26 protein-coding genes are annotated in these 22,922 nt (G+C 64.6%); 13 read left to right on the forward strand and 13 right to left on the reverse strand.

What is annotated here, in order from left to right; all coding sequences use genetic code 11:
• Window positions 1-22: 22 nt before the first annotated feature.
• Complete coding sequence (locus Q0K23_RS01850) at window positions 23-1,246, reverse strand: cell wall metabolism sensor histidine kinase WalK (protein ID WP_294517166.1); 1,224 nt, start codon at window positions 1,244-1,246, stop codon at window positions 23-25.
• Window positions 1,243-1,917: a response regulator transcription factor gene (locus tag Q0K23_RS01855; RefSeq protein WP_294517168.1), complete on the reverse strand. Its 675-nt coding sequence runs from the start codon at window positions 1,915-1,917 to the stop codon at window positions 1,243-1,245. The genes Q0K23_RS01850 and Q0K23_RS01855 overlap by 4 nt, the downstream gene beginning before the upstream one ends.
• Before the next feature lie 281 nt (window positions 1,918-2,198).
• Here Q0K23_RS01855 and Q0K23_RS01860 point away from each other — a divergent pair, with 281 nt between their 5' ends.
• From Q0K23_RS01860 to Q0K23_RS01875, 4 genes are all read left to right on the forward strand, one after another.
• Complete coding sequence (locus Q0K23_RS01860) at window positions 2,199-2,864, forward strand: hypothetical protein (RefSeq protein WP_294517170.1); 666 nt, start codon at window positions 2,199-2,201, stop codon at window positions 2,862-2,864.
• A gap of 164 nt (window positions 2,865-3,028) precedes the next feature.
• The gene (locus tag Q0K23_RS01865; protein WP_294517172.1) at window positions 3,029-4,024 is read left to right on the forward strand and encodes a hypothetical protein; all 996 of its coding nucleotides are present in this window, start codon (window positions 3,029-3,031) and stop codon (window positions 4,022-4,024) included.
• A gap of 179 nt (window positions 4,025-4,203) precedes the next feature.
• The gene (locus Q0K23_RS01870) at window positions 4,204-4,959 is read left to right on the forward strand and encodes an EFR1 family ferrodoxin (RefSeq protein WP_294517175.1); all 756 of its coding nucleotides are present in this window, start codon (window positions 4,204-4,206) and stop codon (window positions 4,957-4,959) included.
• A 39-nt stretch (window positions 4,960-4,998) separates the two neighbouring features.
• On the forward strand, window positions 4,999-5,643 hold the full coding sequence (locus tag Q0K23_RS01875) for a metallophosphoesterase (protein ID WP_294517177.1): 645 nt from the start codon (window positions 4,999-5,001) through the stop codon (window positions 5,641-5,643).
• A 50-nt stretch (window positions 5,644-5,693) separates the two neighbouring features.
• Here Q0K23_RS01875 and Q0K23_RS01880 read toward each other — a convergent pair whose 3' ends face one another.
• The 3 genes from Q0K23_RS01880 to Q0K23_RS01890 form a co-directional block, all read right to left on the reverse strand.
• Window positions 5,694-6,269, reverse strand: a complete 576-nt coding sequence (locus Q0K23_RS01880; RefSeq protein WP_294517179.1) for a 3'-5' exonuclease — start codon at window positions 6,267-6,269, stop codon at window positions 5,694-5,696.
• A 92-nt stretch (window positions 6,270-6,361) separates the two neighbouring features.
• Window positions 6,362-7,021 carry a YitT family protein gene (locus Q0K23_RS01885; RefSeq protein WP_294517181.1) on the reverse strand — a complete coding sequence of 220 codons (660 nt, stop codon included), beginning with the start codon at window positions 7,019-7,021 and terminating at the stop codon, window positions 6,362-6,364.
• Complete coding sequence (locus Q0K23_RS01890) at window positions 7,021-7,452, reverse strand: MarR family winged helix-turn-helix transcriptional regulator (RefSeq protein ID WP_294517183.1); 432 nt, start codon at window positions 7,450-7,452, stop codon at window positions 7,021-7,023. The genes Q0K23_RS01885 and Q0K23_RS01890 overlap by 1 nt, the downstream gene beginning before the upstream one ends.
• 170 nt (window positions 7,453-7,622) lie before the next feature.
• Here Q0K23_RS01890 and yaaA point away from each other — a divergent pair, with 170 nt between their 5' ends.
• From yaaA to cutA, 4 genes are read left to right on the forward strand one after another with little or no spacing between them, the layout of a single operon-like run.
• Window positions 7,623-8,372 carry a peroxide stress protein YaaA gene (yaaA, locus tag Q0K23_RS01895; RefSeq protein ID WP_294517185.1) on the forward strand — a complete coding sequence of 250 codons (750 nt, stop codon included), beginning with the start codon at window positions 7,623-7,625 and terminating at the stop codon, window positions 8,370-8,372.
• A 1-nt stretch (window position 8,373) separates the two neighbouring features.
• Entirely contained in the window at window positions 8,374-8,838 is a 465-nt protein-coding gene (bcp, locus tag Q0K23_RS01900; RefSeq protein WP_294517187.1) for a thioredoxin-dependent thiol peroxidase, read from the forward strand.
• Window positions 8,839-8,862: 24 nt separating this feature from the next.
• Window positions 8,863-9,255: a DUF5655 domain-containing protein gene (locus Q0K23_RS01905; RefSeq protein WP_294517189.1), complete on the forward strand. Its 393-nt coding sequence runs from the start codon at window positions 8,863-8,865 to the stop codon at window positions 9,253-9,255.
• Between the two features lie 21 nt (window positions 9,256-9,276).
• Entirely contained in the window at window positions 9,277-9,609 is a 333-nt protein-coding gene (gene cutA / locus Q0K23_RS01910; protein WP_294517192.1) for a divalent cation tolerance protein CutA, read from the forward strand.
• Window positions 9,610-9,662: 53 nt separating this feature from the next.
• On the opposite strand, the gene Q0K23_RS01915 is transcribed toward cutA, so the two are convergent.
• The 5 genes from Q0K23_RS01915 to Q0K23_RS01935 form a co-directional block, all read right to left on the reverse strand.
• On the reverse strand, window positions 9,663-10,301 hold the full coding sequence (locus Q0K23_RS01915; protein ID WP_294517194.1) for an alpha/beta fold hydrolase: 639 nt from the start codon (window positions 10,299-10,301) through the stop codon (window positions 9,663-9,665).
• Between the two features lie 160 nt (window positions 10,302-10,461).
• Window positions 10,462-10,956, reverse strand: coding sequence for a hypothetical protein (locus Q0K23_RS01920; protein ID WP_294517197.1), 495 nt, complete (start codon window positions 10,954-10,956; stop codon window positions 10,462-10,464).
• Window positions 10,953-11,171, reverse strand: a complete 219-nt coding sequence (locus tag Q0K23_RS01925) for a helix-turn-helix transcriptional regulator (RefSeq protein ID WP_294517199.1) — start codon at window positions 11,169-11,171, stop codon at window positions 10,953-10,955. Before Q0K23_RS01925 ends, Q0K23_RS01920 begins: the two co-directional genes overlap by 4 nt.
• 14 nt (window positions 11,172-11,185) lie before the next feature.
• Window positions 11,186-11,773 (reverse strand): DUF2975 domain-containing protein, encoded by a 588-nt coding sequence (locus tag Q0K23_RS01930; RefSeq protein ID WP_294517201.1) that lies wholly within the window; start codon window positions 11,771-11,773, stop codon window positions 11,186-11,188.
• 133 nt (window positions 11,774-11,906) lie between these two features.
• Window positions 11,907-12,635 carry an NAD-dependent protein deacylase gene (locus Q0K23_RS01935; RefSeq protein WP_294517204.1) on the reverse strand — a complete coding sequence of 243 codons (729 nt, stop codon included), beginning with the start codon at window positions 12,633-12,635 and terminating at the stop codon, window positions 11,907-11,909.
• 157 nt (window positions 12,636-12,792) lie between these two features.
• Here Q0K23_RS01935 and Q0K23_RS01940 point away from each other — a divergent pair, with 157 nt between their 5' ends.
• Window positions 12,793-13,593, forward strand: coding sequence for a TetR/AcrR family transcriptional regulator (locus Q0K23_RS01940; protein WP_294517208.1), 801 nt, complete (start codon window positions 12,793-12,795; stop codon window positions 13,591-13,593).
• Window positions 13,594-13,645: 52 nt separating this feature from the next.
• On the opposite strand, the gene Q0K23_RS01945 is transcribed toward Q0K23_RS01940, so the two are convergent.
• Window positions 13,646-13,798: a FeoB-associated Cys-rich membrane protein gene (locus Q0K23_RS01945; protein ID WP_294517210.1), complete on the reverse strand. Its 153-nt coding sequence runs from the start codon at window positions 13,796-13,798 to the stop codon at window positions 13,646-13,648.
• Between the two features lie 31 nt (window positions 13,799-13,829).
• Complete coding sequence (feoB, locus tag Q0K23_RS01950) at window positions 13,830-16,262, reverse strand: ferrous iron transport protein B (RefSeq protein WP_294517212.1); 2,433 nt, start codon at window positions 16,260-16,262, stop codon at window positions 13,830-13,832.
• Window positions 16,263-16,515: 253 nt separating this feature from the next.
• Here feoB and Q0K23_RS01955 point away from each other — a divergent pair, with 253 nt between their 5' ends.
• Together Q0K23_RS01955 and Q0K23_RS01960 are read left to right on the forward strand one after the other, a co-directional pair.
• A complete protein-coding gene (locus Q0K23_RS01955; RefSeq protein ID WP_294517215.1) occupies window positions 16,516-16,896 on the forward strand; it encodes a BlaI/MecI/CopY family transcriptional regulator in 381 nt (126 codons plus the stop codon).
• Entirely contained in the window at window positions 16,897-19,884 is a 2,988-nt protein-coding gene (locus tag Q0K23_RS01960; protein WP_294517217.1) for a M56 family metallopeptidase, read from the forward strand.
• Between the two features lie 50 nt (window positions 19,885-19,934).
• On the opposite strand, the gene Q0K23_RS01965 is transcribed toward Q0K23_RS01960, so the two are convergent.
• Window positions 19,935-21,530, reverse strand: coding sequence for an L-aspartate oxidase (locus Q0K23_RS01965; RefSeq protein ID WP_294517219.1), 1,596 nt, complete (start codon window positions 21,528-21,530; stop codon window positions 19,935-19,937).
• A 203-nt stretch (window positions 21,531-21,733) separates the two neighbouring features.
• On the opposite strand from Q0K23_RS01965, the gene Q0K23_RS01970 reads away from it, so the two are divergent.
• Both Q0K23_RS01970 and Q0K23_RS01975 read left to right on the forward strand, forming a co-directional pair.
• Window positions 21,734-22,318: a chromate transporter gene (locus Q0K23_RS01970; protein ID WP_294517221.1), complete on the forward strand. Its 585-nt coding sequence runs from the start codon at window positions 21,734-21,736 to the stop codon at window positions 22,316-22,318.
• Entirely contained in the window at window positions 22,315-22,887 is a 573-nt protein-coding gene (locus Q0K23_RS01975; RefSeq protein WP_294517223.1) for a chromate transporter, read from the forward strand. Before Q0K23_RS01970 ends, Q0K23_RS01975 begins: the two co-directional genes overlap by 4 nt.
• Window positions 22,888-22,922 lie beyond the last annotated feature (35 nt).

The raw sequence follows: 22,922 nt of genomic DNA on the forward strand, positions 1-22,922 counted from the left end.
TCTGCGGTCCTGGTTTTTTGTATTACAGCTTTACCCGGAAGCGGATGGTCCGGCCGTCCAGGTTGAAGACGCCGATCTCACCCCGGTGCTTCTCCACAATGGCCTTGGCGATGGACAGCCCCACGCCGAACCCGCTGCCGTAGGTCCTGGCCCTGTCCGCCCGGTAGAACCGGTCAAAGAGGCGGTCCAGCTGGATGCTGCCCACCTCCTCATAGGTGTTGTCCACGGTCAGCACCGCCCGCCGCCCGCCGGACAGCCCCACCCGGATGACGCCGCCCCTGTCGCAGTATTTCACCGCGTTGTCCATGAGGATGGAGAGCAGTTGTCGGATGGCGGCCTCGTCCCCGGTACAGGTCACCCCCGGCGGCACGTCCTGCTCCAGGGTCATGCCCTTCTCCCGGATCGTCCCGGCAAAGGCCGCCGCCGTCTCGCCCACCGCCTCGCTCAGGCTGAAGCGGGCCATCTCCAGGGTGCTCTGGTCCTCGTCCATCCGGCTGAGCATCACCAGCCGGTTCACCAGCTCGGTCATGATGCCCGTCTCCTCCCGGATGTCGCTGAGCCACTCATTGGGCCCGTTCTCCGACTCCATGATGTCCAGGTTGGTGCGGATCAGGGTCAGGGGGGTCTTGAGCTCGTGGTTGGCGTCGGTGACGAACTGCTTCTGCTTCTGGTAGCTCTCCACGGCCGGCTTCACCGCCCGCCTGGAGATCAGAATCACCAGCAGCAGCACCACCACGCTGCCCGCCACAAACACCGAGGAGGCGGTCAGCAGAAAGCGCTGGTTCAGCTCCCTAGTGTCGGCGCCGTTGATGAACACCACCGCCGTGCCGCCCGATACGGCGTACACCTTGTAGCGGAAGTTCCCGATCCACCCCCGCTCCTTCCCCTTCTCCAGGGCGGCGGAGGCGTAGGCCTGGGCCTCCTCCCCGCTGACGCTGGCAATGGCCCGGATGTCCACCGAGTCCAGCTCCCCGTCCCCGTCAAAGCGGACGGTGAAGAACCGGGTGGTGAAGGGGGACTCCTGGTTCACCCCGTCCGGCGGCAGGATCTGCCCCGCCTCCGGCCCGAACTGCTCAAAGTCCGGGAAAATGCCGTCGTTCTCCGACACCAGGTCGGCCAGGGTGTCCAGCCGTGCGCTGGTCTGGACCTCGGTGAACAGATAGATGGCCGCAAAGAGGAGGAAAAACACCGTCACAAAGGACAGCATGCAGATCCGGATGAACTTCTTTCTCAGCCGGTCGATCATGCTTCCTGCTCCAGGGTGTACCCCGCGTTGCGGACAAAGCGGATGGTCACGGGGGCCTTCAGGGCCGCCAGCTTTTTCCGCAGGTTGGAGATGTGCACCCACACCACGCTGATGTCCACCTCGCTGTCCCAGCCCCACACGTGAGCGAGAAACTCGTCGGCGGTGACGATGAAGCTGGGCCGCTGGATCAGCATCTCCATGATCTGGAACTCCCTGCCGCTGAGGGCCTGGGTCAGCCCGTTGCAGCTGAGCTCGTAGGTGGACCGGTTGAGCACCAGATCCCCCACCCGCACCAGATCGGGCACGTAGTTGTCCTTCCGCCGCAGCATGGCCCGCACCCGGGCCAGCAGCTCGGAGGTGGAGAAGGGCTTGGACAGGTAGTCGTCCGCCCCCGCGTCCAGCCCCTCCACCCGCTGGTCCACCTCGGTCCTGGCCGTCAGGAACAGGGCGGGGGTGGAGATGCCCTGGCCCCGCACCTGCCGCAGCACCGCCATGCCGTCCAGACCGGGCATCATGATGTCCAGCACCATGCCGTCGTACTCCTCCGTCTCGGCATAGGCCAGGGCGTCCGTTCCGGTGGACACCGCGTCCACCATGTACTTGTTCTTCTCGAAGATGTGCTTGAGGGATTTCAGCAGCTTCAGGTCGTCCTCTGCCACAAGCAGCCGCATAAGCCCAACCCGCCTTTCCTGGGTGATGTTCTGAGCTGCGCGCCGCTTCTCTCCCTTTGTTTCTTTCCTGTGCCTATTATAGTCTCCCGCCGGTCCGGTATCAACGTGCGGACCGTTTCGTTTACAAAATGTTTTGATTTTCCCGGCTTTTTACAGCTGGATTCACAGTTTGTTCACGAAAAATTTTAGCATGCCTTTAACGCCCGGCCTTATGCTGTACCTGCGGCCGGAAGAGAGGCCGCTCCACTCCATCAACCAGACCCAAGAAAGAAGGTTGCTGCATGAAACACAATACCAGACGACTTTTCACCCTTTTGACGGCTCTTGTGTGTATCGGCCTGCTTGCGGGCTGCGGGACGGATACGGCGGAGAACGACACAGCGGACGGCGGCACAAACACCCCGGTCAGCTCGGAGGCCGCCGACGCCGCCACCGGAACGGACGCCGCCGAAACTGAGGACCTGATCGGCGAAGTGACCTACGTCAGCGACTCCTACATCAGGCTCAGCGTCTACCAGTCGGACACGGAGATCACCGACTACACCGACCTGGGCTCCGCCGTCCTCACCGACACGGGCAGCTCCGAGACCGTCATTCTGGACTCGGACGCGGTGTTTGAGTACGTGTCTTCCGGCATCCTGTACAGCACCACCGCGGACGGCGTGACCGTGGGGGACATCATCGCCGTCACCGCCACGGAGGACGGCATCCAGGAGTTCATCGTCCTGGACTACACCGCCCCCGCCCAGTCTGAGGACGCCACAGAGGGCGACGGCAGCTCTGATGCACAGGACGGCGGCAGCGCCACAGAGGACGGCGGCAGCGACGCCGCCCAGGACGGCAGTACCTCCGGCGATGCGGAGAACGGCTCCGACGCCTCCCCCGAGCCCACCGGCACCCCCTCCGCCGACAGCGGTGACTCCACCCTGGTCACCGCCGCGGCCTGACCTCCCCCTTCCGGGCCGGCAGAATGAATCCTCATTCTGCCGGCTTTTTTCTCTTTTCCATCTTCCGGCGGCAGCCTTTAGTCCGGCTTTAGTCCGGGGGCGTATGATAGCCGGGAGAACTGCGCCGGAGGCGTGATATCCCAGAACAAGAGAGGTTGAATACCATGGCAGAAATCACAGACAGCGCCCGCAAGGGCAGCCCCGAGGCGATGCGCACCCTTTATGAGCAGAACAAGGCCCGGATCATGTTTCTGTGCCAGGCCCTGCTCCTGGACGAAAACGCCGCCTGTAACGCCGTGTCCCACGTGTTCAAGGCCATGTGGGAGCTGGTGGTGTCCGGGCAGGTCATCTCAGAGCAGGATTTCAGGGACACGGTCACCAAGAAGGCGGTCAACTACTGCAAGGCCCAGACGGCCAGAAAGAACGCCAAGGCCTTCCGGGTCCCCGTCAACCGGAACTTCATCAACACCCCCTACGATGCCGGGAAGATGTCCCTCAGCGGAGCGCCCTGGGAGATAGTCCTGAAAAACCTGCCGCCCCTCCACCGCTTCATCTATCTGCTCCACGGGGTGTTCGGGTACGACGACATGCGCATCGCCAAGCTCTTCAACACCACCACCGAGACCGTCCGGCTGGCGCTCCAGGCGGAGGAGGCCAACATCAGCCGTATCCTGGCCCTGGCCCCGGACCAGGAGGGCGTGTCCATGACGGCGGAGGCCTTCCACCAGGCCCTGCTGGAACAGCCCCAGGCGGTCTCCATCCCCAGGACCGTCACCATTACCGTCCAGATGGGCATCGACAACATCTGCCAGCCCTTCCTGGACAGGAAGAAGAAAAAACGGACCAGGAATTCCATCCTGGCCGCCGCCCTTCTGGTGGCGGTGTGCCTGATCGTGGGGGTCTCGGTGGCCGTGGGCGGGAGCGCCGGCCAGACCGACCCGTCGGCCAGCCCCTCCGAATCCGTCCAGGCGTCCGAGACGCCCACAGCCACCGACAGCACCGACGCTGACACAAACGGCACGGATACCGACAGCACCGGCGCCGACGGGAGCGGCACGGATACCGACAGCACTGGCGCCGACGGGAGCAGCACGGATGCCGGCGGCGCCGGTGAAGCGGAGAACTCCAGTGATTCCGGGGACGGTCTGGTCTACGAGTGAGCTCCGGCACAGACCGCCCCCTTCGCTGACGCTTCCGGCCCGCCGCGGCGGCAGAGGGAATCTCCCCTCTGCCGCCGTTTTCTTGTTCCCTGCGGGGCAAAAGTCTGTTATACTGGAGACATCACAGGGCGGCGCTTTCCCGTCGGGATGGAAGCTGACCGCCAGAGGAGGGACCATCTGTGATCGTCTACTTTACCGGTACCGGAAACAGCCGCTACTGTGCCCGCATGCTGGCCGACAAGCTGGGAGACCACTGCACCGACGCCTTTCATTTCATCCGGGACGGCGTGGCGGTGGAGCTGTCCTCTGCCAAGCCGTGGGTCTTTGTCTGCCCCACCTACAGCTGGCAGATCCCCCGGGTGTTCGCCGACTTTATCCGCGCCGGCCGCTTCTCCGGCAGCCGGGACGCCTATTTTGTCATGACCTGCGGCGGGGACACCGGCAGCGCCGCCGACAAGAACCGCGCCCTCTGCCAGGAAAAGGGCCTCCGCTGCCGGGGCACCCTGACGGTGGTCATGCCGGAGAACTATATCGCCATGTTCAACGCACCGGAGCGGAAGGAGGCCCTGGGCATCATCGCCGCCGCCCGCCCCGTGCTGGAGCAGGGGGCGGGGTACATCCAGCGGGGCGAGAAGTTCCCCGCCCGGAAGGCCGGAGCTGCGGACCGGCTCAAATCCGGCCTGGTCAACACCCTGTTCTACCGCTTCAACGTGAAGGCCGCCCCCTTCCATGTGGCGGGCAGCTGCGTCTCCTGCGGCAAGTGCGCGGCGGCCTGCCCCCTGGGCAACATCCGTATGGAGCAGGGCGTGCCGGTGTGGGGCGACCGGTGCACCCACTGTATGGCCTGCATCTGCGGCTGTCCCACCGGCGCCATTGAGTACGGCAAGGCCAGCCAGGGCAAGCCCCGCTACCAGTGCCCCGACTACCAGGGCTAGTCTCCGCCGGGAGACCCGCCCCTCAGAGGAGCTGATCGCATGATCTACTGCATGTCCGACCTCCACGGCGAGGAGGGCCGTTTCCACGCCATGCTGGACAAGATCCAGTTCTCCGGCCGGGATACGCTGTATATCATCGGGGACGTCATCGACCGCAGCCCCGGCGGCGTGGCCCTGCTCCGGGAGATCATGGCGGCGGACAACATCCATATGCTGCTGGGCAACCACGAGCAGATGTGCCTGGACACCCTGGGGCCCAACAGCGTCTACGGCAGCCGGGCCCTCTGGCAGCAGAACGGCGGCAGCCGCACCTACCGCCACCTGGTCTACCTCTGCTCCCCCCGGGAGCGGTGGGAGATCCTCAAATTCCTGTCCGGCCTGCCCGACCACCTGGACCTGAACGTGGGGGACCGGGCCTTTCACCTGGTCCACGGCATGCCGTCGGAGGACCCCTACCGCCGGATCTGGGACCGGCCGGAGCCGGACGCCCCCGCGCCCCTGCCCGGCCGCACCGCCATTGTGGGCCACACCCCCACCTGCTTCCTCACCGGCCACATGTACGACCCCCTGACCATCTGGCACGGGGACGGGATCATCGACATCGACTGCGGCTGCGGCAACCCCAGCGAGTGCCGGCAGCTGGCCTGCCTGCGGCTGGACGATATGGCGGAATTTTATGTCTGAACAGGCCAAGCGGCCGGACAGCCCTTCAGCTGTCCGGCCGCTTTTTTCTCTTATCTCCGCCGTCCGCCCGCTTTGGCGGTGCACAGGCGCTCCATGTCGTAGGTGCGGACAAAGGGCGCCACGCTGGCCCCTGACTCCAGGTGGTGGAGCAGGATCTCCCCGCAGGCCAGGCTGTCGCTGCCGGCGTGGTGGTGGTCCAGTTCCAGGCCCAGATAGTCGCTCACCGTGTTCAGCTTGTGGTTGGGCAGCTGGGGCAGCAGGCGGCGGCTCATCTGGCAGGTGCAGGCGTAGGGCACCGTGGGACGCCAGCGGATACCGTAGTCCCGCAGGCACTTGGCCAGCACCGACATGTCAAAGGGGGCGTTGTGGGCGATGAGCAGGCCGCTGTCCATCACCGGGGCGATCTCCCGCCACAGCTCGGGAAATGTGGGCTTGTCCGCCACCATCTGGGGGGTGATGCCCGTCAGGGCCATGTTGAACGGAGCAAAGGGCTCCTCCGGGTTCACCAGCGTGTAGTACTCCCCGGCGATCTCCCCCGCCTCCACCACCGTGATGCCGATGGCGCTCATGCGGTCGTTGGCGTAATTGGGCGTCTCCACGTCAAAGGCGATATATCTGCCGTCCATCTCTCTGTCCTCCCGGCGCTGTGTGTCTGACAGGGGCTTGGCCCCGCCTCCGATTGTACCACAGCCCGGCCACCGGGGCAAGCCGTCCCCGGTCAGAGGTACCGCTGGGCAAACCGCTTCATGGGCTTGTTCACCTGCTTGGCGGTGAGGCCCACGCAGATGGCGGCCGCCACCGTGCCCTCCCGGACGCCGGTCAGCTTCCCCAGGAACAGGAAGGACAGGATGGTGGCCAGCACCACCAGCGTCACGTCAAAGCCCACCTTGGCGTTGGCGAACTTCACGTGGAACGCCTTGCACACGGCCAGGACCATGCCCTCGCCGGCCAGGGTGACCACCCCGGCGGTGACCTCAAAGCTGACGCCCACGCCCACCAGCAGGATGCCCACCACGCACAGCACCCACGCCATGGGGTAGGAGGTGCAGGTAATGCCCTGGAGGGCCCAAACACTGAAGTCGGTCAGGGCGCCGAAGATCAGGGCCACCGGCAGCTGGATCAGCTGGATGGGGTCGTACTGCCTGCGCAGCAGCAGGATCTGCAGCACAATCAGGGTGACGTGCATGGCGATGGTGGCGGTCCCCACGGTGAGGGGGGTGAACTCGCTGATGACGTAGGGCAGGCTGGAGATGGGGGAGGTGCCCAGCCCCGCCTTGATGGAAAACGCCACGCCGAAGGCCATGATGGTCAGGCCCACGCACAGCAGGATGTACCGCTTGACATAGGATGTGATCTTGCTCCGAAGTTCTGTGTCCATTATCCATTTCTCCTTCTCTCGGGCGACACGGACCCGTATACCTTCTCCAGCAGGACCCGCAGCTGGTCCTGCTCCTCCGGCGTCAGTCCGGCAGCCGCCTGGGCGTCGGCCCTGCGGAAAATCTCCGCCATCCGTTCCCCCATCCGCCGGCCCTCCGGCGTCAGGGACACGTACAGGGACCGGCGGTTGCCGTCCCGCTGGGTCCGGCGCACCAGCCCGTCCCGCTCCATGCGCAGCAGGATGCTGCCCACCGTGGCCTGCTCGATCTCGCAGAAGGCGGCAATGGCCTTCTGGTTGCTCTCCCCCTGCCCCATCAGGCACTCCAGTACCTTGGGCTGCCCCGGCGACAGGCCCATGGCCGCCGCCTCGTTCAAAATCCAGCGGTTCAGATTGGTGTGGGTCTTCATCAGCAGATAGTGCAGTGATTCCATGTCTGTTCTCCCGAATAATAAGCTTTCTTATTATATCGATACTTATTATAGTCCGGTCCATGCCGTTGTCAAGCCCCCGCCCCACATTGCCATTTGAAAGCCGGGCGGCTTTGTGGTATCCTGTCAGCAGACACATTCACCCCAGCCCATCCCACACAAGGAGTCCTGCCATGCGGATCATCATCTCACCGGCCAAGAAAATGATTGTGGACACGGACAGCTTTCCGCCGGAAAGCCTGCCCGCCTTTCTGTCCCGGACGGAGCGGCTGCTCTCCGTCCTCCGGGCCATGTCCCCGGCCGCGCTCCAGGCCCTCTGGAAGTGCAACGACGCCATCGCCGCCCTCAATGTGGAGCGGCTGGCGGCCATGGACCTGGAGCGGAACCTGACCCCCGCCGTCCTGTCCTACGAGGGCATCCAGTACCGCTACATGGCCCCCACCGTCTTTGAGACGGGCCACCTGGACTACATCCGGGACCATCTGCGCATTCTCTCCGGGTTTTACGGGCTGCTGCGCCCCTTTGACGGCGTGGTCCCCTACCGGCTGGAGATGCAGGCCCGGCTGTCCGTGGACGGCTGCCGGGACCTGTATGCCTTCTGGGGCGGCGCGCTGGCGGAGGCTCTGGCGGCGGAGACCGGCCTGGTGGTCAACCTGGCCTCCAAGGAGTACAGCCGGGCGGTGGAGCCCCACCTGCCCCCCCAGGTCCGCTTCCTCACCTGCACCTTCGGCGAGGAGAAGGGCGGGAAGGTGCTGGAAAAAGGCACCGCCTGCAAGATGGCCCGGGGCCAGATGGTCCGCTGGATGGCGGAAAACCGCGTGGAGCGGGCGGAGGACCTGCGGGACTTCGCCGGCCTGGGCTACGCCTTCTCCCCCGTCCATTCCGATGAAAACCACTTTGTCTTTTTGAAAGGAGCAACCTGATATGCTGGAAGCCGGAACCAAAGCCCCTGCCTTCACCCTGCCCGACCAGGACGGCAACCCCGTCTCCCTGTCCGACTTTGCGGGGAAGAGAGTGGTGCTCTACTTCTACCCCAAGGACAACACCCCGGGCTGCACCAGACAGGCCTGCGCCTTTGCCGCCGCCTACGGTGAGTTTGCGCGGCTGGGCGTGCCGGTCATCGGCGTGAGCAAGGACTCCGCCGCCTCCCACCGGAAGTTCGCCGACAAGTACAGCCTGCCCTTCATCCTCCTCTCCGACCCGGAGCTGGCCTCCATTCAGGCCTACGACGTGTGGCAGGAGAAAAAGCTCTACGGCAAGGTGTCCATGGGCGTGGTGCGCACCACCTATATCATCGACGGAAACGGCGTCATCGAGAAGGCCATGCCCAAGGTGAAGCCGGACACCAACGCCGCCGAGATCCTGGACTACCTGAAGTCCGGGCAGTGATTCTTCCGGGAGGAGGCGTCTGCCGTGAACTGTTCCCCGCACTACGCCGCCGACCTGCTGTTCTACTTTGACGGCAGGCCCCTGGAGCTGTCCCTCTACGAGGCCCTTTTTACCGCCCTGGACACCGCCTTTCCCCAGGCGTCGGTCAAGGTGCAGAAGAGCCAGATCAGCTTCTACGGGCGGCATCTGTTCGCCGCCGCCTCCCTGCCCGTGCGGCGGAAAAAGGACTGGCCGGAGCACTGCATCCTGGTCACCTTCGGACTGTCCCATCAGGTGGCGGACCCCCGCATCGCCGTAGCCGTGGAGCCCTACCCCAACCGCTGGACCCACCACGTGGTGGTGGACAGGGCGGAGCAGGTCGACGGCCGGCTGCTGTCCTGGCTGGAGGAGGCCTGGGACTTTGCCCAGCGCAAGTGATTTTTAGGAGGAGGGGCTCACATGACGGAGTTTCCCTACTGCAAGCTGGAAATCTTTATCCCTGAGACCCACCTGGACGCCCTCCGGCAGGCCCTGATGGAGGTAGACGCGGGGCACATCGGAAACTATGACTGCTGCCTGTCCTATTCCCCGGTCACCGGCTGCTGGCGGCCCCTGCCTGGCACCACCCCATATCTAGGCTGTGAGGGCCAGATCAGCGCCGAGCCGGAACTGAAGGTGGAGGTCACCTGCCGGACGGAGCGGGTGGACGAGACCATCGCCGCCGTCAAGCGGGTCCACCCCTATGAGGAGCCGGTCATCAACGCCATCCCCCTCTACCGGGTTGGACTGTAAATCTGCGCAAAAGGGCGCGGGCTGTGTGAATACAGCCCGCGCCCTTTTGCTTTTTATATCTTTTGTACCGCGGCGCGGCTCCTGTAGAAGTCGGTGAGCAGCACGCTCAGGGCCTCGGGGGCGTCCTTATTGGACTCGTGTCCACCCTCGGCGATGAGCCGGAACTCCGCCTGGGGCAGCATCCGCGCCAGCGCCTCCCCCGCCCGGCGGTTGGCCCGGTCCTGCTCGCCGCAGAGCACCAGGACCGGGCAGGCCACCTGCTCCAGCTCCGGCCGCAGGTCCAGATCCGCCATGGAGGCGCACAGCCGGATGGCCGTCCCCTTCTCCAAGCCCAGCTTCCGGAAGGAATCCGCGGGCATCAGCCGGAACAGCAGGTTCTGCACCGTCATCAGAACCTTGGGCATGGAGGCCCGGGCGCCGATCAGGGCCAGGCTGTTCACCCGCTGGGGGTGCTCCGCGGCGTACTGGAGGGCCAGCACACCCCCCAGTGACAGCCCGCACAGGTCCAGGGGCCCCTCCAGGCTGTCACAGTATTGTTCAAACGCCCCATAGAGGGAAGAATAGTCCTCCCCTTCCCGCTCCAGGGCATATAGATTCGGACACAGCGCCCGGCTCCCCTTGTCCAGCCGGCTGACAACCGCATTCCAGTCCTCAGGTCTCTGTCCCAGTCCATGCAGGAACACGATGGGCACGGGTAGATCCTCCTTTCTGATGCAGCCCAAGGCTGCGGCAACCATGAGAATATGTCCTCAGTATAGAGAATCTCCCATTTCCCTGCAAGGGGGAAAATCCTTAATTTTTCATAAACTTTCTCTCTATTCGTGTATTTTTTCACTTGATGGGGCCGATTCGCTATGTGTCCAGCTCATAGCAGTAGAGAACTCCGCTTTCCTTGTCGTAAATTGCCAAAGTGAAGTTATAGGAGCCACGCCCAAAGAGCCCGCTGTCGTCCTCCGGGTCCTCCGCCTCACTGTGGCGGTCCAGGAAATAGTACCAGCCGTCGGTCAGGTCCTGGGGCACGTCCTCACACAGGCCCCCGAAATAGTCCTCGTACACCACCCGCTCCAGATTCTCGGTCAGCGGCAGCGCCTTCCAGCCGTCGGCTCCGGCTATCTCTTTCTCCAGGGCAGTCCGGTTCTCCCCAGTGAAGGTAAGTATTAGGGTGGTGTCCCCGTCGCCGAGAAAGCCGCCGTGGGTGTCCTCCTCCTCGACCGCGTGTCCGTCGGTCAGGTTTACTCCCAATGTCCGGGAGAACTCCCCCTTGAGCCCGGAGGATGGCCAGGGGGCGCAGCCGGCCAGCTGCATGACGGCGGCCAGGGCCATCAGAAGCATCAAAATTCGTCTCACTGCGCTCCCTCCTCCGGCACATACTCCAGAATGTCCCCGGGCTGGCAGTCCAGGGCCTTACAGATGGCCTCCAGGGTGGTGAACCGCACCGCCTTGGCGTGGTTGTTCTTGAGCACCGACAGGTTGGCCAGGGTCAGGTCCACCCGCTGGGCCAGCTCGCTCAGGCTCATCTTCCGCTTGGCCATCATCACATCCAGATTGACCACAATGGGCATGTCTCTCCCCTCCCTCAGATGGTCAGGTCGTTCTCTTCCTTCAGCTCGGCGGCCTGGCGGAAGAGGGCGGACATGACCATGCACAGCAGAAAGCCCATGAGGAACACAGGGACAAACAGGGTGTTATAGGTAAATACCGGGATGGCGGAGCGGTAGAAAATCACAGCCCAAATGGTTCTGACCAGGGCCACCAGGGCGATGACCAGGCAGCACACCGCCGCCCGCTTCAGGCTGCGGGCGTTGTCCCGGCAGAAGGGATTGCCCCTCCGGATGGTGCCCAGCACCCGCCTGGCCTGCCACAGGATGACGGCCGTACACACTCCGCAGAACATGAGAAAGGCGGCGATGGCGGCGGTGTGAGGCGTACGCCAGACACGCGTGAGGTACTGCCAGCAGACCACGAAGAAGAGCGTCACCGCTGTGGGCGTACCGGCGGACAGATTGCCTGGGGATACAAAGTCTGCAAAATATCTCAGTCCGCCCTCCGAGGCGATGCCCACCAGGCCGGGCACCAGGGGCAGGGCCAGAAGATTGCACACAAAGGCGATGGTCACCAGGATGTTCAGGATTTTGGCCAGCTTTGCGGCCGCTGAGTTTTCCATGGGAAATCCCTCCTTGCTGATGGGGCCATTATAGCGCCGGTCATATTGTTTGTCAATCTATTTTTATTGTTTTTCGATAAATATTTATTGATAAAAAGGGTGGGCAGGCAAAGAGCCCGTCCACCCGCAGGTTTTACTTCACTTGTATGCCGCCCAGCACCTGGCCGATGGGGGCGGCGATGACCAGGTCGGCGTTCCGGTCGTAAGGCGTGGGGCTCTTGTTGATGAGCACCAGCTTATTGCCCCGGTAATAGTTCACCAGGCTGGCCGCCGGATAGACCGCCAGAGAGGTTCCGCCGATGATGAGCATGTCCGCCTGCTCTATGGCCTTCAGGGCGGCGGTGAGGATTCCCTGGTCCAGGGCCTCCTCATAGAGGACCACGTCGGGCTTGACCCGGCCGCCGCACTTGTCGCAGCGGGGCACGCCGTCACAGGCCATCACGTCCGCCAGGGAGAAGAACTTGCCGCACTTCTCGCAGTAGTTGCGTAGCACCGAGCCGTGGAGCTCCAGCACGTTCTTGCTACCCGCCTTCTGGTGGAGGCCGTCGATGTTCTGGGTGACCACGGCGGTCAGCTTGCCCGCCGCCTCCAGCTCGGCCAGCTTTTTGTGGGCGGCATTGGGCTGGGCGTCGGGAAAGAGCATCTTGTTCCGGTAGAACCGGAAGAACTCCTCGGGCTGGGCCTCATAGAAGGTGTGGCTCAGGATGGTCTCGGGCGGGTACTTGTACTGCTGGTTGTACAGGCCGTCCACGCTGCGGAAGTCGGGAATGCCGCTCTCCGTGCTCACCCCGGCGCCGCCGAAAAAGACGATCCGGCTGCTCTCGTCAATCCAGCGCTGAAGGAGCGCTCTGTTTTCCTCCATATCACTCGTCCCCCCTGATCTGATGTACCCCTATTGTACCACAGCCCCGCCCCCATTCCAATATGGGAAAATTCCGCTGTGTGAAAATCTTGACAGTGTGGTGCCTTCTCCGCTATACTGAAGCCAAATTGACCGCTGGGTAGCAGGTGATGCTTCTATGACAAATCATTTGAGGAAGCTGGAACTGAAGGAGCGCATCCAAGCGGCAGCCAAGCGCGTGTTTCTGAAGAAAGGCTTCTCTGAGACAAAAATCAGCGACATTGCCGCTGAAGCGGGCATCTCTCCCTCCACCATCTATCTCTATTTCTCCGGGAAAAAGGACCTCTTCGCCTCTCTGGACATCCAGCACATGGCGGACGTCCGGCCGGAATTCGAGCGCAGGCGGGAGGATATCTGCCGCATCGCCCTAAAGATCTTCGGCGACGAGGGCTTTGAGCGCACCACCATGGACTCCATCGCCGAGAAGGCGGGGCTATCCAAGGCGGCGCTGTACCAGTACTGTTCCAGCAAGGAGGATCTGTTCCTCCAGGTGCTCCAGTACTACATCGCCAGCGGCTTCCACGGCCCGGACGAGACCCGGAACGACAGCGGCGACTGGCGGGAGTACCTGCGCACGGTGGCCAAGAGCTGCCTGAACAACGCCCGCAACGCCGAGCGCAGCGCCTTCCTGGGCACGGTCATCCGGGACTCCAACAAGTTCCCCAGCTTCGGCGCGGCCTACTATCAGTACAGCTACTGCGTGGCCCGGAAGGGGCTGGTCCAGTTCCTCACCCTCCAGCAGCAGCGGGGGCTCATCCGGGCCGACGCCGACGTGCCCGGCATCACCGACGTGTTCCTGGGCAGCCTGATGTCCTACGTGGTGATTTTCCGCATCATCAACGGCGTCACCTGCGACGTGGAGGAGCAGGACTACATCAACAACACGGTGGACACCTTTGTCCGGGCCCTGGAGCCCTGAGCCGGCAGACAGAAAACGCGTGCGTCTTCTGAGAGACGCACGCGTTTTTGTTTCAGCTGTTCTTTTTTCCGCAGCAGGAGCAGTCGCCGCTGCACCCGCCGCAGGAGCCGCAGTCGCCCTTGAGCTGGCGGCGGACATGGCGGACCAGATAGACCACCGCCCACACCGCCAGGACGGCCACGGCTCCATAGATGATGTATTTCACAGAAAACCTCCCGCGGATTTCACCGCGCAACTCAGAAGATCAGGCTGCCCACCTGGTACACCAGGAAGGAGATGAGATAGGCGCAGCACAGCTGCCACAGGATGGAGCGGATGGTCCACTTGGTGGAGTTCATCTCCTTGTGGATGGTGGACACAGCCGCCACGCAGGGCACGTACAGCAGCACGAAGACCAGGAAGGCGTAGGCCGCCACCGGGGTCTGGAAGGTGCCGGACAGGGCGGAGGCCACCACCGCGCCGCTGGCGCTCAGGGAGAAGCCGTAGAACAGGCTCATGGAGGAGACCACCGCCTCCTTGGCGATCAGGCCGGACAGCAGGGCCACCGCGGCCTGCCAGGTGCCGAAGCCCAGGGGCACCAGGATGGGGGCGATGATGCCGCCGATGCCGCCCAGCAGGGACTGTCTGGCGTCCTCCACCATGACCAGGCCGCCGTTCCAGCCGAAGGACTTGAGAAACCACAGCACCACGCTCATGGCCAGGATCAGGGTGCCCGCCTTCACCAGAAAGCCCCGGACCTTCTCCCACACGTGCATCAGGCAGTTCTTCAGGGTTGGCAGGCGGTAGGGGGGCAGCTCCAGCACAAAGGCGGCGGGCTCGCCCTTGAATATGGTCTTTTTCAGGATCAGGCCGGAGCAGACGGCCATCAGCAGGCCGATGATGTACAGGGAGAAGACCACCAGACCGGCGTACTGGGGGAAGAAGGCGGCGGACAGCAGGCCGTACACCGGCAGACGGGCGGAGCAGGACATGAAGGGCACCAGCATGATGGTCATGCGGCGGTCCTTCTCATTCTCCATGGTGCGGGCGCCCATAACGGCGGGCACCGTGCAGCCGAAGCCCATCAGCATGGGGATGAAGGCCTTGCCGCTCAGGCCAAACCGGCGGAGCAGCCGGTCCATGATGAAGGCCGCCCGGGCCATGTAGCCCGAGTCCTCCAGCAGGGAGAGGAACAGGAACAGCAGGGCGATCTGGGGCAGGAAGGTGAGCACGCCGCCCACGCCGGAGATAATGCCGTCCACCAGCAGGCTGGACACCCAGGGGGCGGTATCCGCCGCGGCCAGGGCGCCGGAGACCCAGGTGCCCAGGGCGCCCATCAGGTCCTCGATCCGGTCGGACAGGAACACGCCAGGCCCGAAGGTGAGGGAGAACATGGCCAGCATCATCAGCAGGAACACGGGCACGGCGAACCACTTGTGGGTGACGATGGAGTCGATCTTGTCCGACAGGGTCAGCTCCCCTGCCTTCCGTCCCTTCTCCACCGATACGCTGGTCACCCGCTGGATGAACTGGTACCGGGCGTCGGCGATCAGGGTCTCCCGGTCGCCCAGGGCGTAGGCCTCCTCGTAGTCGTGGAAGATCTTCTCCAGCTTTTGCTTGGTCTCAGCCGGCAGGTCCAGGGCCTTCTCCACCAGGGCGTCCCCCTCAATGAGCTTGATGGAGGCCCAGTGGGCGGGCAGGCCGATCTCATAGGCCCGGTCGTGGATCAGCTCGCCCACCTGGTGGTGGATCAGGTGGGTGTAGTCGTCGTACAGGTCGTCGGGCTCCAGGGTGACGCCCACGTGCATCTGCTGGTGGGCCACCCGCAGCAGCTCCTGGATGTTCTCACCGGTGCGGGCGGTGATGGGGATCACCGGCACGCCCAGCAGCTCGGACAGCCGCTGGCAGTCGATCTTGTCCCCGTGGCGCCGGGCCTCGTCCATGAAGTTCAGGGCGATGACCATGGGCCGCTCCAGCTCCAGCAGCTGGGCGGTGAGGTACAGGTTCCGCTCGATGTTGGTGGCGTCGATGATGTCGATGATGGCGTCCGGGTGCTCCCCCACGATAAAGTCCCGGGCCACGATCTCCTCCATGGAGTAGGGGGACAGGGAGTAAATGCCGGGCAGATCCACCACGGTGACACTCTTGCCATCCACCTCGGCCTTGCCCTCCTTCTTCTCCACCGTGACGCCCGGCCAGTTGCCCACGTACTGGTTGGAGCCGGTGAGGGCGTTGAACAGGGTGGTCTTGCCGCAGTTGGGGTTGCCCACCAGGGCCAGCTTCATCTCACGGGTGTCGTGGCTGGCGTAGTCGGGCACGGAGCTGTGCTCCTCCTCCTCGTGCTGGTGGGCGGCGCTCATCCGCCGCAGGGTCTCCTCGTCGGGCACCCGCTGGATCATGCCGGACCGGCGCTTCCGCTCGCTGCGGCAGGCCTGAGCCTCTTCTCCCATGGCCAGGGTGATCTGGGCCGCGTCCTCCTTCCGCAGGGACAGCTCGTAGCCCCGCAGATTGACCTCGATGGGGTCGCCGAAGGGGGCCACCTTCCGCACCATCACTTCCGTACCCGGCGTCAGGCCCATGTCCACCAGGCGGCGCTTCACCGCGCCCTTGTCGCTGCCCACCCGGAGGATGATGCCACGCTCGCCGGGGACCAGGTCCTCCAGGGTCCTTTTTTCCTTCTCCGTTCTCATGGAAAACTCCATCCTATCCAAAAAAGTTTCTTGCGTCTAACTTCGTCTGTATTATACCTTTGCCTTCTCAGCCGGTCAAGGGAAAACCTGCCCGAAAATCCAGTCTTTCGCTGGGCTTCTCTCTGTATCACTTGTTTTTCGCCCGGTTTCTTATTTTCTGCAAAAGCAGAAATTCCTCTTGACAAGTATTTTCTGCAAATGTAGAATATACTTGAAGATAAGATTTGCATTTGCAGAAAAGGAGGTGCCCCCTATGGATGGCTTCAAGCGTCTGCCCGAGTCCGAGCTGGACATCATGCTGGCTGTGTGGGCCGCTGAGGGCGCGATCACTGCGCCGGAGATCCTCTCCGCCCTGGACCGCCCCCTCACCGCCAGCGCCCTCCACAGCTACCTGAAGCGGCTGGAGGAGAAAGGCTTCCTCTCCTGCCGCAAGGAGGGCAAGACCAACCTGTACGCCCCTCTGGTCTCCAAGGCCCGCTATCAGGAGGAGGAGGGAAAGACCGTTCTGGGCAAGCTCTACGCCGGCTCTCTCCGCCGCTTTGCTGCCGCACTCCACGACGGCGGCAGCCTGCGCCAAGAGGATGTGGCCGAGCTGCGGGCCTACCTGGACCAACTGGAAGAGGAGGCGAGGTAAATGGAAGATCTGCTCCTGCGCGTGCTCACCGTGTCGGCGGCCTGCTCCGCCGTGCTGCTGCCCCTGCTGCTCCTGGCCCGGCGCATCCGCCACCGGTACGCCGCCCCCACCCTGTACGTGCTCTTTCTCCTGCTGGCTCTGCGGCTGGTTCTGCCGGTCCAGCTGAGCCGGTCCGCCCCCGCCGTCACGGTGGAGGTGCCGTCCTACTCCATCTCCGCGCCGGTTCAGCGCCCTGCGCCAGTGCAGAGCCAGGTCTCCACCCTGCCCCAGCAGCCCGCCGGGCAGACTTCCCTCACCCCGGTGGAGCCTCTGCCCCAGCAGACCCAGACCGCCCCGGAGACTGAGCCTGTGACCATCCGCTCCACCCAGCTGCTGGCCATTCTCTGGCTGGCGGGCGCGGGGGTCTTTCTGGCGTTCCACTGCATTTCCTACCTGCTGGCCCGGCGGCGGCTGCTCCGCCTCGCCCTGCCCCCTGCCCCGGAACAGGCGGACAAGTGCTCCTCCCTCCGGCAGGAACTGCACATCCGGCGGTCCGTGGGGCTGATGCGCTCTGCCGCCGTCAGCTCCCCCATGATGCTGGGACTGGTCCGGCCGGTGATCCTTCTCCCCACCCGGGACCTGGCGGACAATGAGCTGGACCTGACCCTCCGCCACGAGCTGCTCCACCTGAAGCGCAGGGACGTGGCCTACAAGGCGGTCATGCTGCTGGCCAACGCGGTCCACTGGTTCAACCCCCTGGTGTGGTGGATGGCCCGGGAGGCGGGCCGCAACCTGGAGCTGTGCTGTGACGAGGCGGTGATCCGCAGCCTGAACGGCGGCGGACGGCGGGCGTACGGTCAGGTGCTGCTCCAGGCCGCCGCGGATGCCTCCGGCCCTGCCCTGTCCACCCGCTTCGGCAGCGGGAAGGGGCAGCTAAAGGACCGTCTGGGCAACCTGTTCCTGAAAAAGCGCCGGGGTATCCCCCTGCTGTGCTGTGCCCTGGCCCTGGTGCTGGCCCTGGGCGGCCTGGTGGCCTGTGAGCAGGTGGACGGCGGGGAAACTCCGTCCGGAAACACCCTCACCGCCCAGGAGGCCCTGGACGCACTAACGGAGAGCATTGCCTTTGACCCCGATACCGCCACCCTCACCTTCACCGTCCCGGCGGGCTACTCCCCCGCCTCCGACTGGTCCATCCACATCGCGGGACGGCAGGAAATGGACGGCGGGAGCGGCATGAGCCTCCACTTCCTGGACGGCACTGTCTGGGAGGCGGGCGAAACCTACACCATCCCCCTCACCGACGCCCAGATTGCCGCCATCCGTACCCAGGATGATGACCTGCTGGCGTCGTGGGATCTCTCCGCCTTCACCGAGCTCACCCTGGACGCCGCCCTGCCCGACCCGGAGAACGGCGAGCGGAGCATCACCGTGGACCTGCTGCCCGTGGTGCGGACAGTGGCCAATCCCTCCTACACCAGCCAGGTCTGGGGCTTCACCCTTCAGCTGCCCGAGAACTGGGCCGGGCTGTACGAGGTGGCAGAGGGGCCGGACAGCTGGGGCTTCTACCTGAAAAACCGGGATGAAATGGGCGGCTGGCTCCTGAGCGTATATACAGAGGACCGGGACGCCTTTTATGAGGCATGGGGCGGCGACCCAGAAGGCGCCTATCCCTCCCAAATGGAAATTCTGGCCGAGACAGAGGATACGGTTTTCTACGCCACATACGCCAGCGACGTGCAGTTCTCCGAGGCGAATCAGGATGAGTACCAGGCCCTGGACGCCACCGGCCGGCAGCTTACCCCGGAGGACTTCACCCTGAGCGGCGCCCCCTTCCCCACCCGTTTGACGGGACAGGTGGTCTCCTTCTCCGATACGGCGCTTACCTTCCGGGCCGCGGACGGGAATGAGAAGACCTATCCCCTCTCCGACCCCGACTTCCCCGTAAACCTCTTCATGTACGGCTTTGAGCAGATTTCTCCCCTTCCTTACTCCGCCGCCATGGTCTCGCTGGAGGGCCGCCTGAACTCGGGCTACACCCTCTATCTGGACGGAGATGAGCAGGTGGTTGGCCTGACTGAGTCCGCCCGTCAGCCCATCACCTACAGCGGCTATCTCTGGCCCGCCATCAGCCACTACCAGATCGCCCGCCCCTTCTCCCAGGACCACCCGGGTGTGGACATTGTCGCAGTCGCCGTTGCCTCCGTCTGCTCCGGCACAGTCACGGAGACAGGCACGGACCCTCAGTACGGGAATTACATCCTTGTTTCCTGTGAGGAGGGCTCCTTCCGCTATGCCAATCTGTCGGAACTCTATGTGACGGTTGGCGAGCAGGTGGAACCCGGAGACATGCTGGGCCGTCTGGCCGAGGGCGCGGAGGGCAAGGTGCTCCATCTGGAGTGGATTCCCGCCCGGACCGGCCAGCCCGAGGACCCGCTCTCTCTGACCTTTGTAGATGAGGACAATTTCCCGGTCAACGACCGGCTGACCGACTTCCCCGTGGACAAGGCCGTGGACGCCTTCCTGGCCACTGAGGACGGCTATGAGGTGGTGGTGGCCACGCCCTATGAGAGCCCTGAGATCAGCTATCTGATCATCGGCAGCTGGACCGGGAACGGCGAGGTGGGCTATGCGGCCCGGCTGGCCTGGCGGAATGAGGACGGCACCTGGCGTCTCTCGGAGCAGGGCACCTGCCCGCCCCTGATGAGCCCCCGGGTCACCGCCGGTGTGCTGCGGTACGATGAAGAAAACGCCCTGGTGTTCGGCTTCCTGGGCGGCTCCACCTGGACCGATTTCGACGGCCCCGACGTGCCCTACAACACGGCGGAAATCACCGTCCAGACTGCTGGCGAACCTCCCTATACGCTGCGTACCTCAGCGGCTGCCAACGGCTGGTTTGCCCTCAACGTCCCCGCGGAAGTTCTGCCTGTGGAGGACCTGCTCTTCTCCATGGACAACGGCGTCTCCTTCCGATACAGCGACTTCTTCGGCGACGCCCTCTCACAGGAGTAACCCCATACAGACGAAGTGCCCGGAGCGAAAGCTCCGGGCACTTCTCTTATTCAAGGCTTCAGGGAGAGGATGATGCTCTCCTGCTGGTTGGGGTCGGTGTCGGGGAAGTCGGTGCGGGTGTGGCAGCCCCGGCTCTCGGTCCGCCGCAGGGCGGCCTGGAGTACCAGGCTGGCCAGATAGACCAGCTGGGTCAGGCGGCGCTTCTTCTGCTGCTGGACAAAGTTGGGGGTGGGCAGGTCGGAGAGCTGCCGGTCCAGATGCCCCAGCTCCACCAGGCCCTGGGTCAGGCCCTGGGCGTCCCGCAGGATGCCGCCGTACTGCCAGAGAATGTGGCGGATGCTCTTCTCCCCGCCGGTGAGCACCACCTCGGTCTCCGGGTCGGGCGGGCAGTCGGTGCACTGGCCGGGCGCCTCCCAGGCCAGATCGGCGGGCAGGGGCGTCTTTTCCGCCTCCTCCGCCGCCAGCTGTCCGGCAATCTGTCCGAAGACCACATTCTCGGTCAGGGCCGTGGCCCCCAGCCGGTTGGCGCCGTGGATGCCGCCGGTCACCTCGCCCACGGCGTACAGTCCGGGCACATCGGTGTGGCAGTCCACATCGATGACCACGCCGCCGCAGGAGAAGTGGGCCGCGGGCACCACCTCGATCAGGTCCCTGGACGGGTCGATCCCCGCCGCCCGCAGGGCCTTGCACGCGCCGAAGCTCTGGAGCAGGGCTTTTTCCGGGATGTGCCGGGCGTCCACATACGCGCCCCCCATGGGGCTGCCCCGGCCCGCGGCCACCTCCTTGGCGATGGCGGCGGACAGGATGTCCCGGGCCGCCATATCCTTCAGCACCGGGTCGTAGCGCTCCATGAACCGCTCCCCCTCGCTGTTGAGGATGGCGGCCCCCTCCCCCCGGAGGGTGTCGTTGACCAGCTTGCCCTTCAGATGCGGGGGCGCGGCCAGGGTGGTGGGCATGAACTGGACGAACTCCATGTCCCGCAGGCGGCAGCCCGCCTCCAGGGCCAGGATGTACCCCTCGCCGGTGAGGCCGGGGGCGGTGGTGGTGTGCTCGTAGAGGGCGGCCATGCCGCCGGTGGCCAGCACCACTGTCCTGGCGGCGATCATCAGGGGCCTGCCCTCCCCGTCCACGCCCGCCGCGCCGCACACCCGGCCGTCCTTCAGCAGCAGCTGGGTGATGAGGACATTTTTCAGCATGGTCACGCCCTGCTCCCCCGCCCGGCGGAAGAGGACGCCGTAGGCGTCGCTGCCCCGTCCGGAGGCGCACCGCAGGGACCGGGGCACCGTGTGGCCGCCGGAGCGGAAACGGCGGTAGCTGCCGTCCTCGTTCCGGTAGAACGCCACGCCCCAGTCTGTCACTCGCTGGATGGCGGGGTAGGACCGCTCTGCCAGCCGGCGCAGCAGGGTCTGGTCCACCAGGCCCGCGCCGCTGCGGAGGGCATCCGCCATCAGGTGGTCCGCCGAGTCATCCGCCGCGTCGGGCAGCACCACGGCATACCCGCCCGCCGCCACGGCGGTGGCGTTGCCCCCCGTCTTGTACACCAGGGTCACCCGGGCGCCCGCCTCCCGGGCCGCCATGGCCGCGCACAGTCCGCCGCTGCCGCCTCCCAGCACCAGCACGTCAGTATCCAGCTTCACAGGTGTCATTGCTCCGGCTCCTTTCCGTCTTCCCGCATGTTGGCGGCCCCTGCGGCCGCCTGTCTCTTCTCTATCAGAATAACCCCTCCTCCAGGGGGAATGTCAAGAGGATTTTATGGCGCTCCTTGCAGCGGAGATTTCATGGTTGCAGCCGCTTCCCTTCCGCATTATAATAGTGGCTGCCCACAATTTACCGAAAATGAGGGATTTCTATGGAAAAACGCGGGCCTGCCCTGTACTGGCGGCTCTTCTCGTCCACATTTCTGCTCTCCGCCTTCACCTTTGGCGGCGGATACGTCATCGTCCCACTGATGAAGCAGCGCTTTGTGGACAATCTGGGCTGGCTGGAGGAGCAGGAGATGCTGGACCTGACCGCCATCGCCCAGTCGGCGCCCGGACCCATCGCGGTCAACGCCTCCATTCTGGTGGGGTACCGTGTGGCCGGTCTGCCCGGGGCCGCGGTGGCCATTCTGGGCACCGTGCTGCCGCCCCTTATCATCCTCTCTGTGCTCTCCCTGTTCTACTCCGCCTTCAAATCCAATCCGGTGGTGGCCGCCGTGCTCCGGGGTATGCAGGCCGGTGTGGCCGCCGTGATCGCCAGCGTTGTGGTGGACATGGCGGGCAACATCCTCCGCCAGCGGGATTGGCTGGCCACGGTCATTATGGTGGTCTCCTTTGCCGTCACCTGGTTCCTGGGGGTCAACGTCATCTGGATCATCCTGGCCTGTGCCGCCATCGGCATTCTGGCCACCCTGTTCCGCCTCCGGAACCCGGGAGAAGAGGAGGGGCAGGTATGATCTATCTCCAGCTCTTCTGGAGCTTCTTCCAGGTGGGCCTGTTCAGCTTCGGCGGCGGCTATGCCGCCCTGCCCCTGATCCAGGCCCAGGTGGTGGACGGCCACGGCTGGCTCACCATGTCCGAGTTCACCGACCTGATCACCATCTCCCAGATGACCCCCGGCCCCATCGCCATCAACTCAGCCACCTTTGTGGGCACTCAGATCGCCGGGCTGCCCGGCGCCATCATCGCCACTGTGGGCTGTGTGTTCCCCTCCTGCATCATCGTCTCCCTGCTGGCCTTCCTCTACTACCGCTACCAGAAGCTCACCGCCATTCAGGGCGCCCTCTACGGGCTGCGCCCCGCCGTGGTGGCCCTTATCGCCTCCGCCGGCCTGTCCATCCTGATCACCGCCTTCTGGGGTGAGGGCGGCTTTGTGCCTGCCCTCCCCGACCTGGCGGCGGTCGGCCTCTTCCTCGTGGGCTTTGTGGTGCTGCGGAAGTGGAAGCCCGACCCGGTGTGGGTCATGCTGGGCGCCGGCGTGCTGGGCGCCGTCATCTATCTGCTCTTCCCCGGTCTGACCGGCTGAATCCCCTCTCTGAGGCAACAGGAGGGCGGATGCGT

Source organism: uncultured Pseudoflavonifractor sp. (assembly GCF_944387275.1).
Classification (GTDB): domain Bacteria; phylum Bacillota; class Clostridia; order Oscillospirales; family Oscillospiraceae; genus Pseudoflavonifractor; species Pseudoflavonifractor intestinihominis.

Coding starts and splice junctions, on each gene's coding strand:
- Q0K23_RS01850 (WP_294517166.1), bottom strand. CDS start 1,246: ATGATCGACCGGCTGAGAAAGAAGTTCATCCGGATCTGCATGCTGTCC.
- Q0K23_RS01855 (WP_294517168.1), bottom strand. CDS start 1,917: ATGCGGCTGCTTGTGGCAGAGGACGACCTGAAGCTGCTGAAATCCCTC.
- Q0K23_RS01860 (WP_294517170.1), top strand. CDS start 2,199: ATGAAACACAATACCAGACGACTTTTCACCCTTTTGACGGCTCTTGTG.
- Q0K23_RS01865 (WP_294517172.1), top strand. CDS start 3,029: ATGGCAGAAATCACAGACAGCGCCCGCAAGGGCAGCCCCGAGGCGATG.
- Q0K23_RS01875 (WP_294517177.1), top strand. CDS start 4,999: ATGATCTACTGCATGTCCGACCTCCACGGCGAGGAGGGCCGTTTCCAC.
- Q0K23_RS01880 (WP_294517179.1), bottom strand. CDS start 6,269: ATGGACGGCAGATATATCGCCTTTGACGTGGAGACGCCCAATTACGCC.
- Q0K23_RS01885 (WP_294517181.1), bottom strand. CDS start 7,021: ATGGACACAGAACTTCGGAGCAAGATCACATCCTATGTCAAGCGGTAC.
- Q0K23_RS01890 (WP_294517183.1), bottom strand. CDS start 7,452: ATGGAATCACTGCACTATCTGCTGATGAAGACCCACACCAATCTGAAC.
- yaaA (WP_294517185.1), top strand. CDS start 7,623: ATGCGGATCATCATCTCACCGGCCAAGAAAATGATTGTGGACACGGAC.
- bcp (WP_294517187.1), top strand. CDS start 8,374: ATGCTGGAAGCCGGAACCAAAGCCCCTGCCTTCACCCTGCCCGACCAG.
- cutA (WP_294517192.1), top strand. CDS start 9,277: ATGACGGAGTTTCCCTACTGCAAGCTGGAAATCTTTATCCCTGAGACC.
- Q0K23_RS01925 (WP_294517199.1), bottom strand. CDS start 11,171: ATGCCCATTGTGGTCAATCTGGATGTGATGATGGCCAAGCGGAAGATG.
- Q0K23_RS01930 (WP_294517201.1), bottom strand. CDS start 11,773: ATGGAAAACTCAGCGGCCGCAAAGCTGGCCAAAATCCTGAACATCCTG.
- Q0K23_RS01935 (WP_294517204.1), bottom strand. CDS start 12,635: ATGGAGGAAAACAGAGCGCTCCTTCAGCGCTGGATTGACGAGAGCAGC.
- Q0K23_RS01940 (WP_294517208.1), top strand. CDS start 12,793: ATGACAAATCATTTGAGGAAGCTGGAACTGAAGGAGCGCATCCAAGCG.
- feoB (WP_294517212.1), bottom strand. CDS start 16,262: ATGAGAACGGAGAAGGAAAAAAGGACCCTGGAGGACCTGGTCCCCGGC.
- Q0K23_RS01955 (WP_294517215.1), top strand. CDS start 16,516: ATGGATGGCTTCAAGCGTCTGCCCGAGTCCGAGCTGGACATCATGCTG.
- Q0K23_RS01960 (WP_294517217.1), top strand. CDS start 16,897: ATGGAAGATCTGCTCCTGCGCGTGCTCACCGTGTCGGCGGCCTGCTCC.
- Q0K23_RS01965 (WP_294517219.1), bottom strand. CDS start 21,530: ATGACACCTGTGAAGCTGGATACTGACGTGCTGGTGCTGGGAGGCGGC.
- Q0K23_RS01970 (WP_294517221.1), top strand. CDS start 21,734: ATGGAAAAACGCGGGCCTGCCCTGTACTGGCGGCTCTTCTCGTCCACA.
- Q0K23_RS01975 (WP_294517223.1), top strand. CDS start 22,315: ATGATCTATCTCCAGCTCTTCTGGAGCTTCTTCCAGGTGGGCCTGTTC.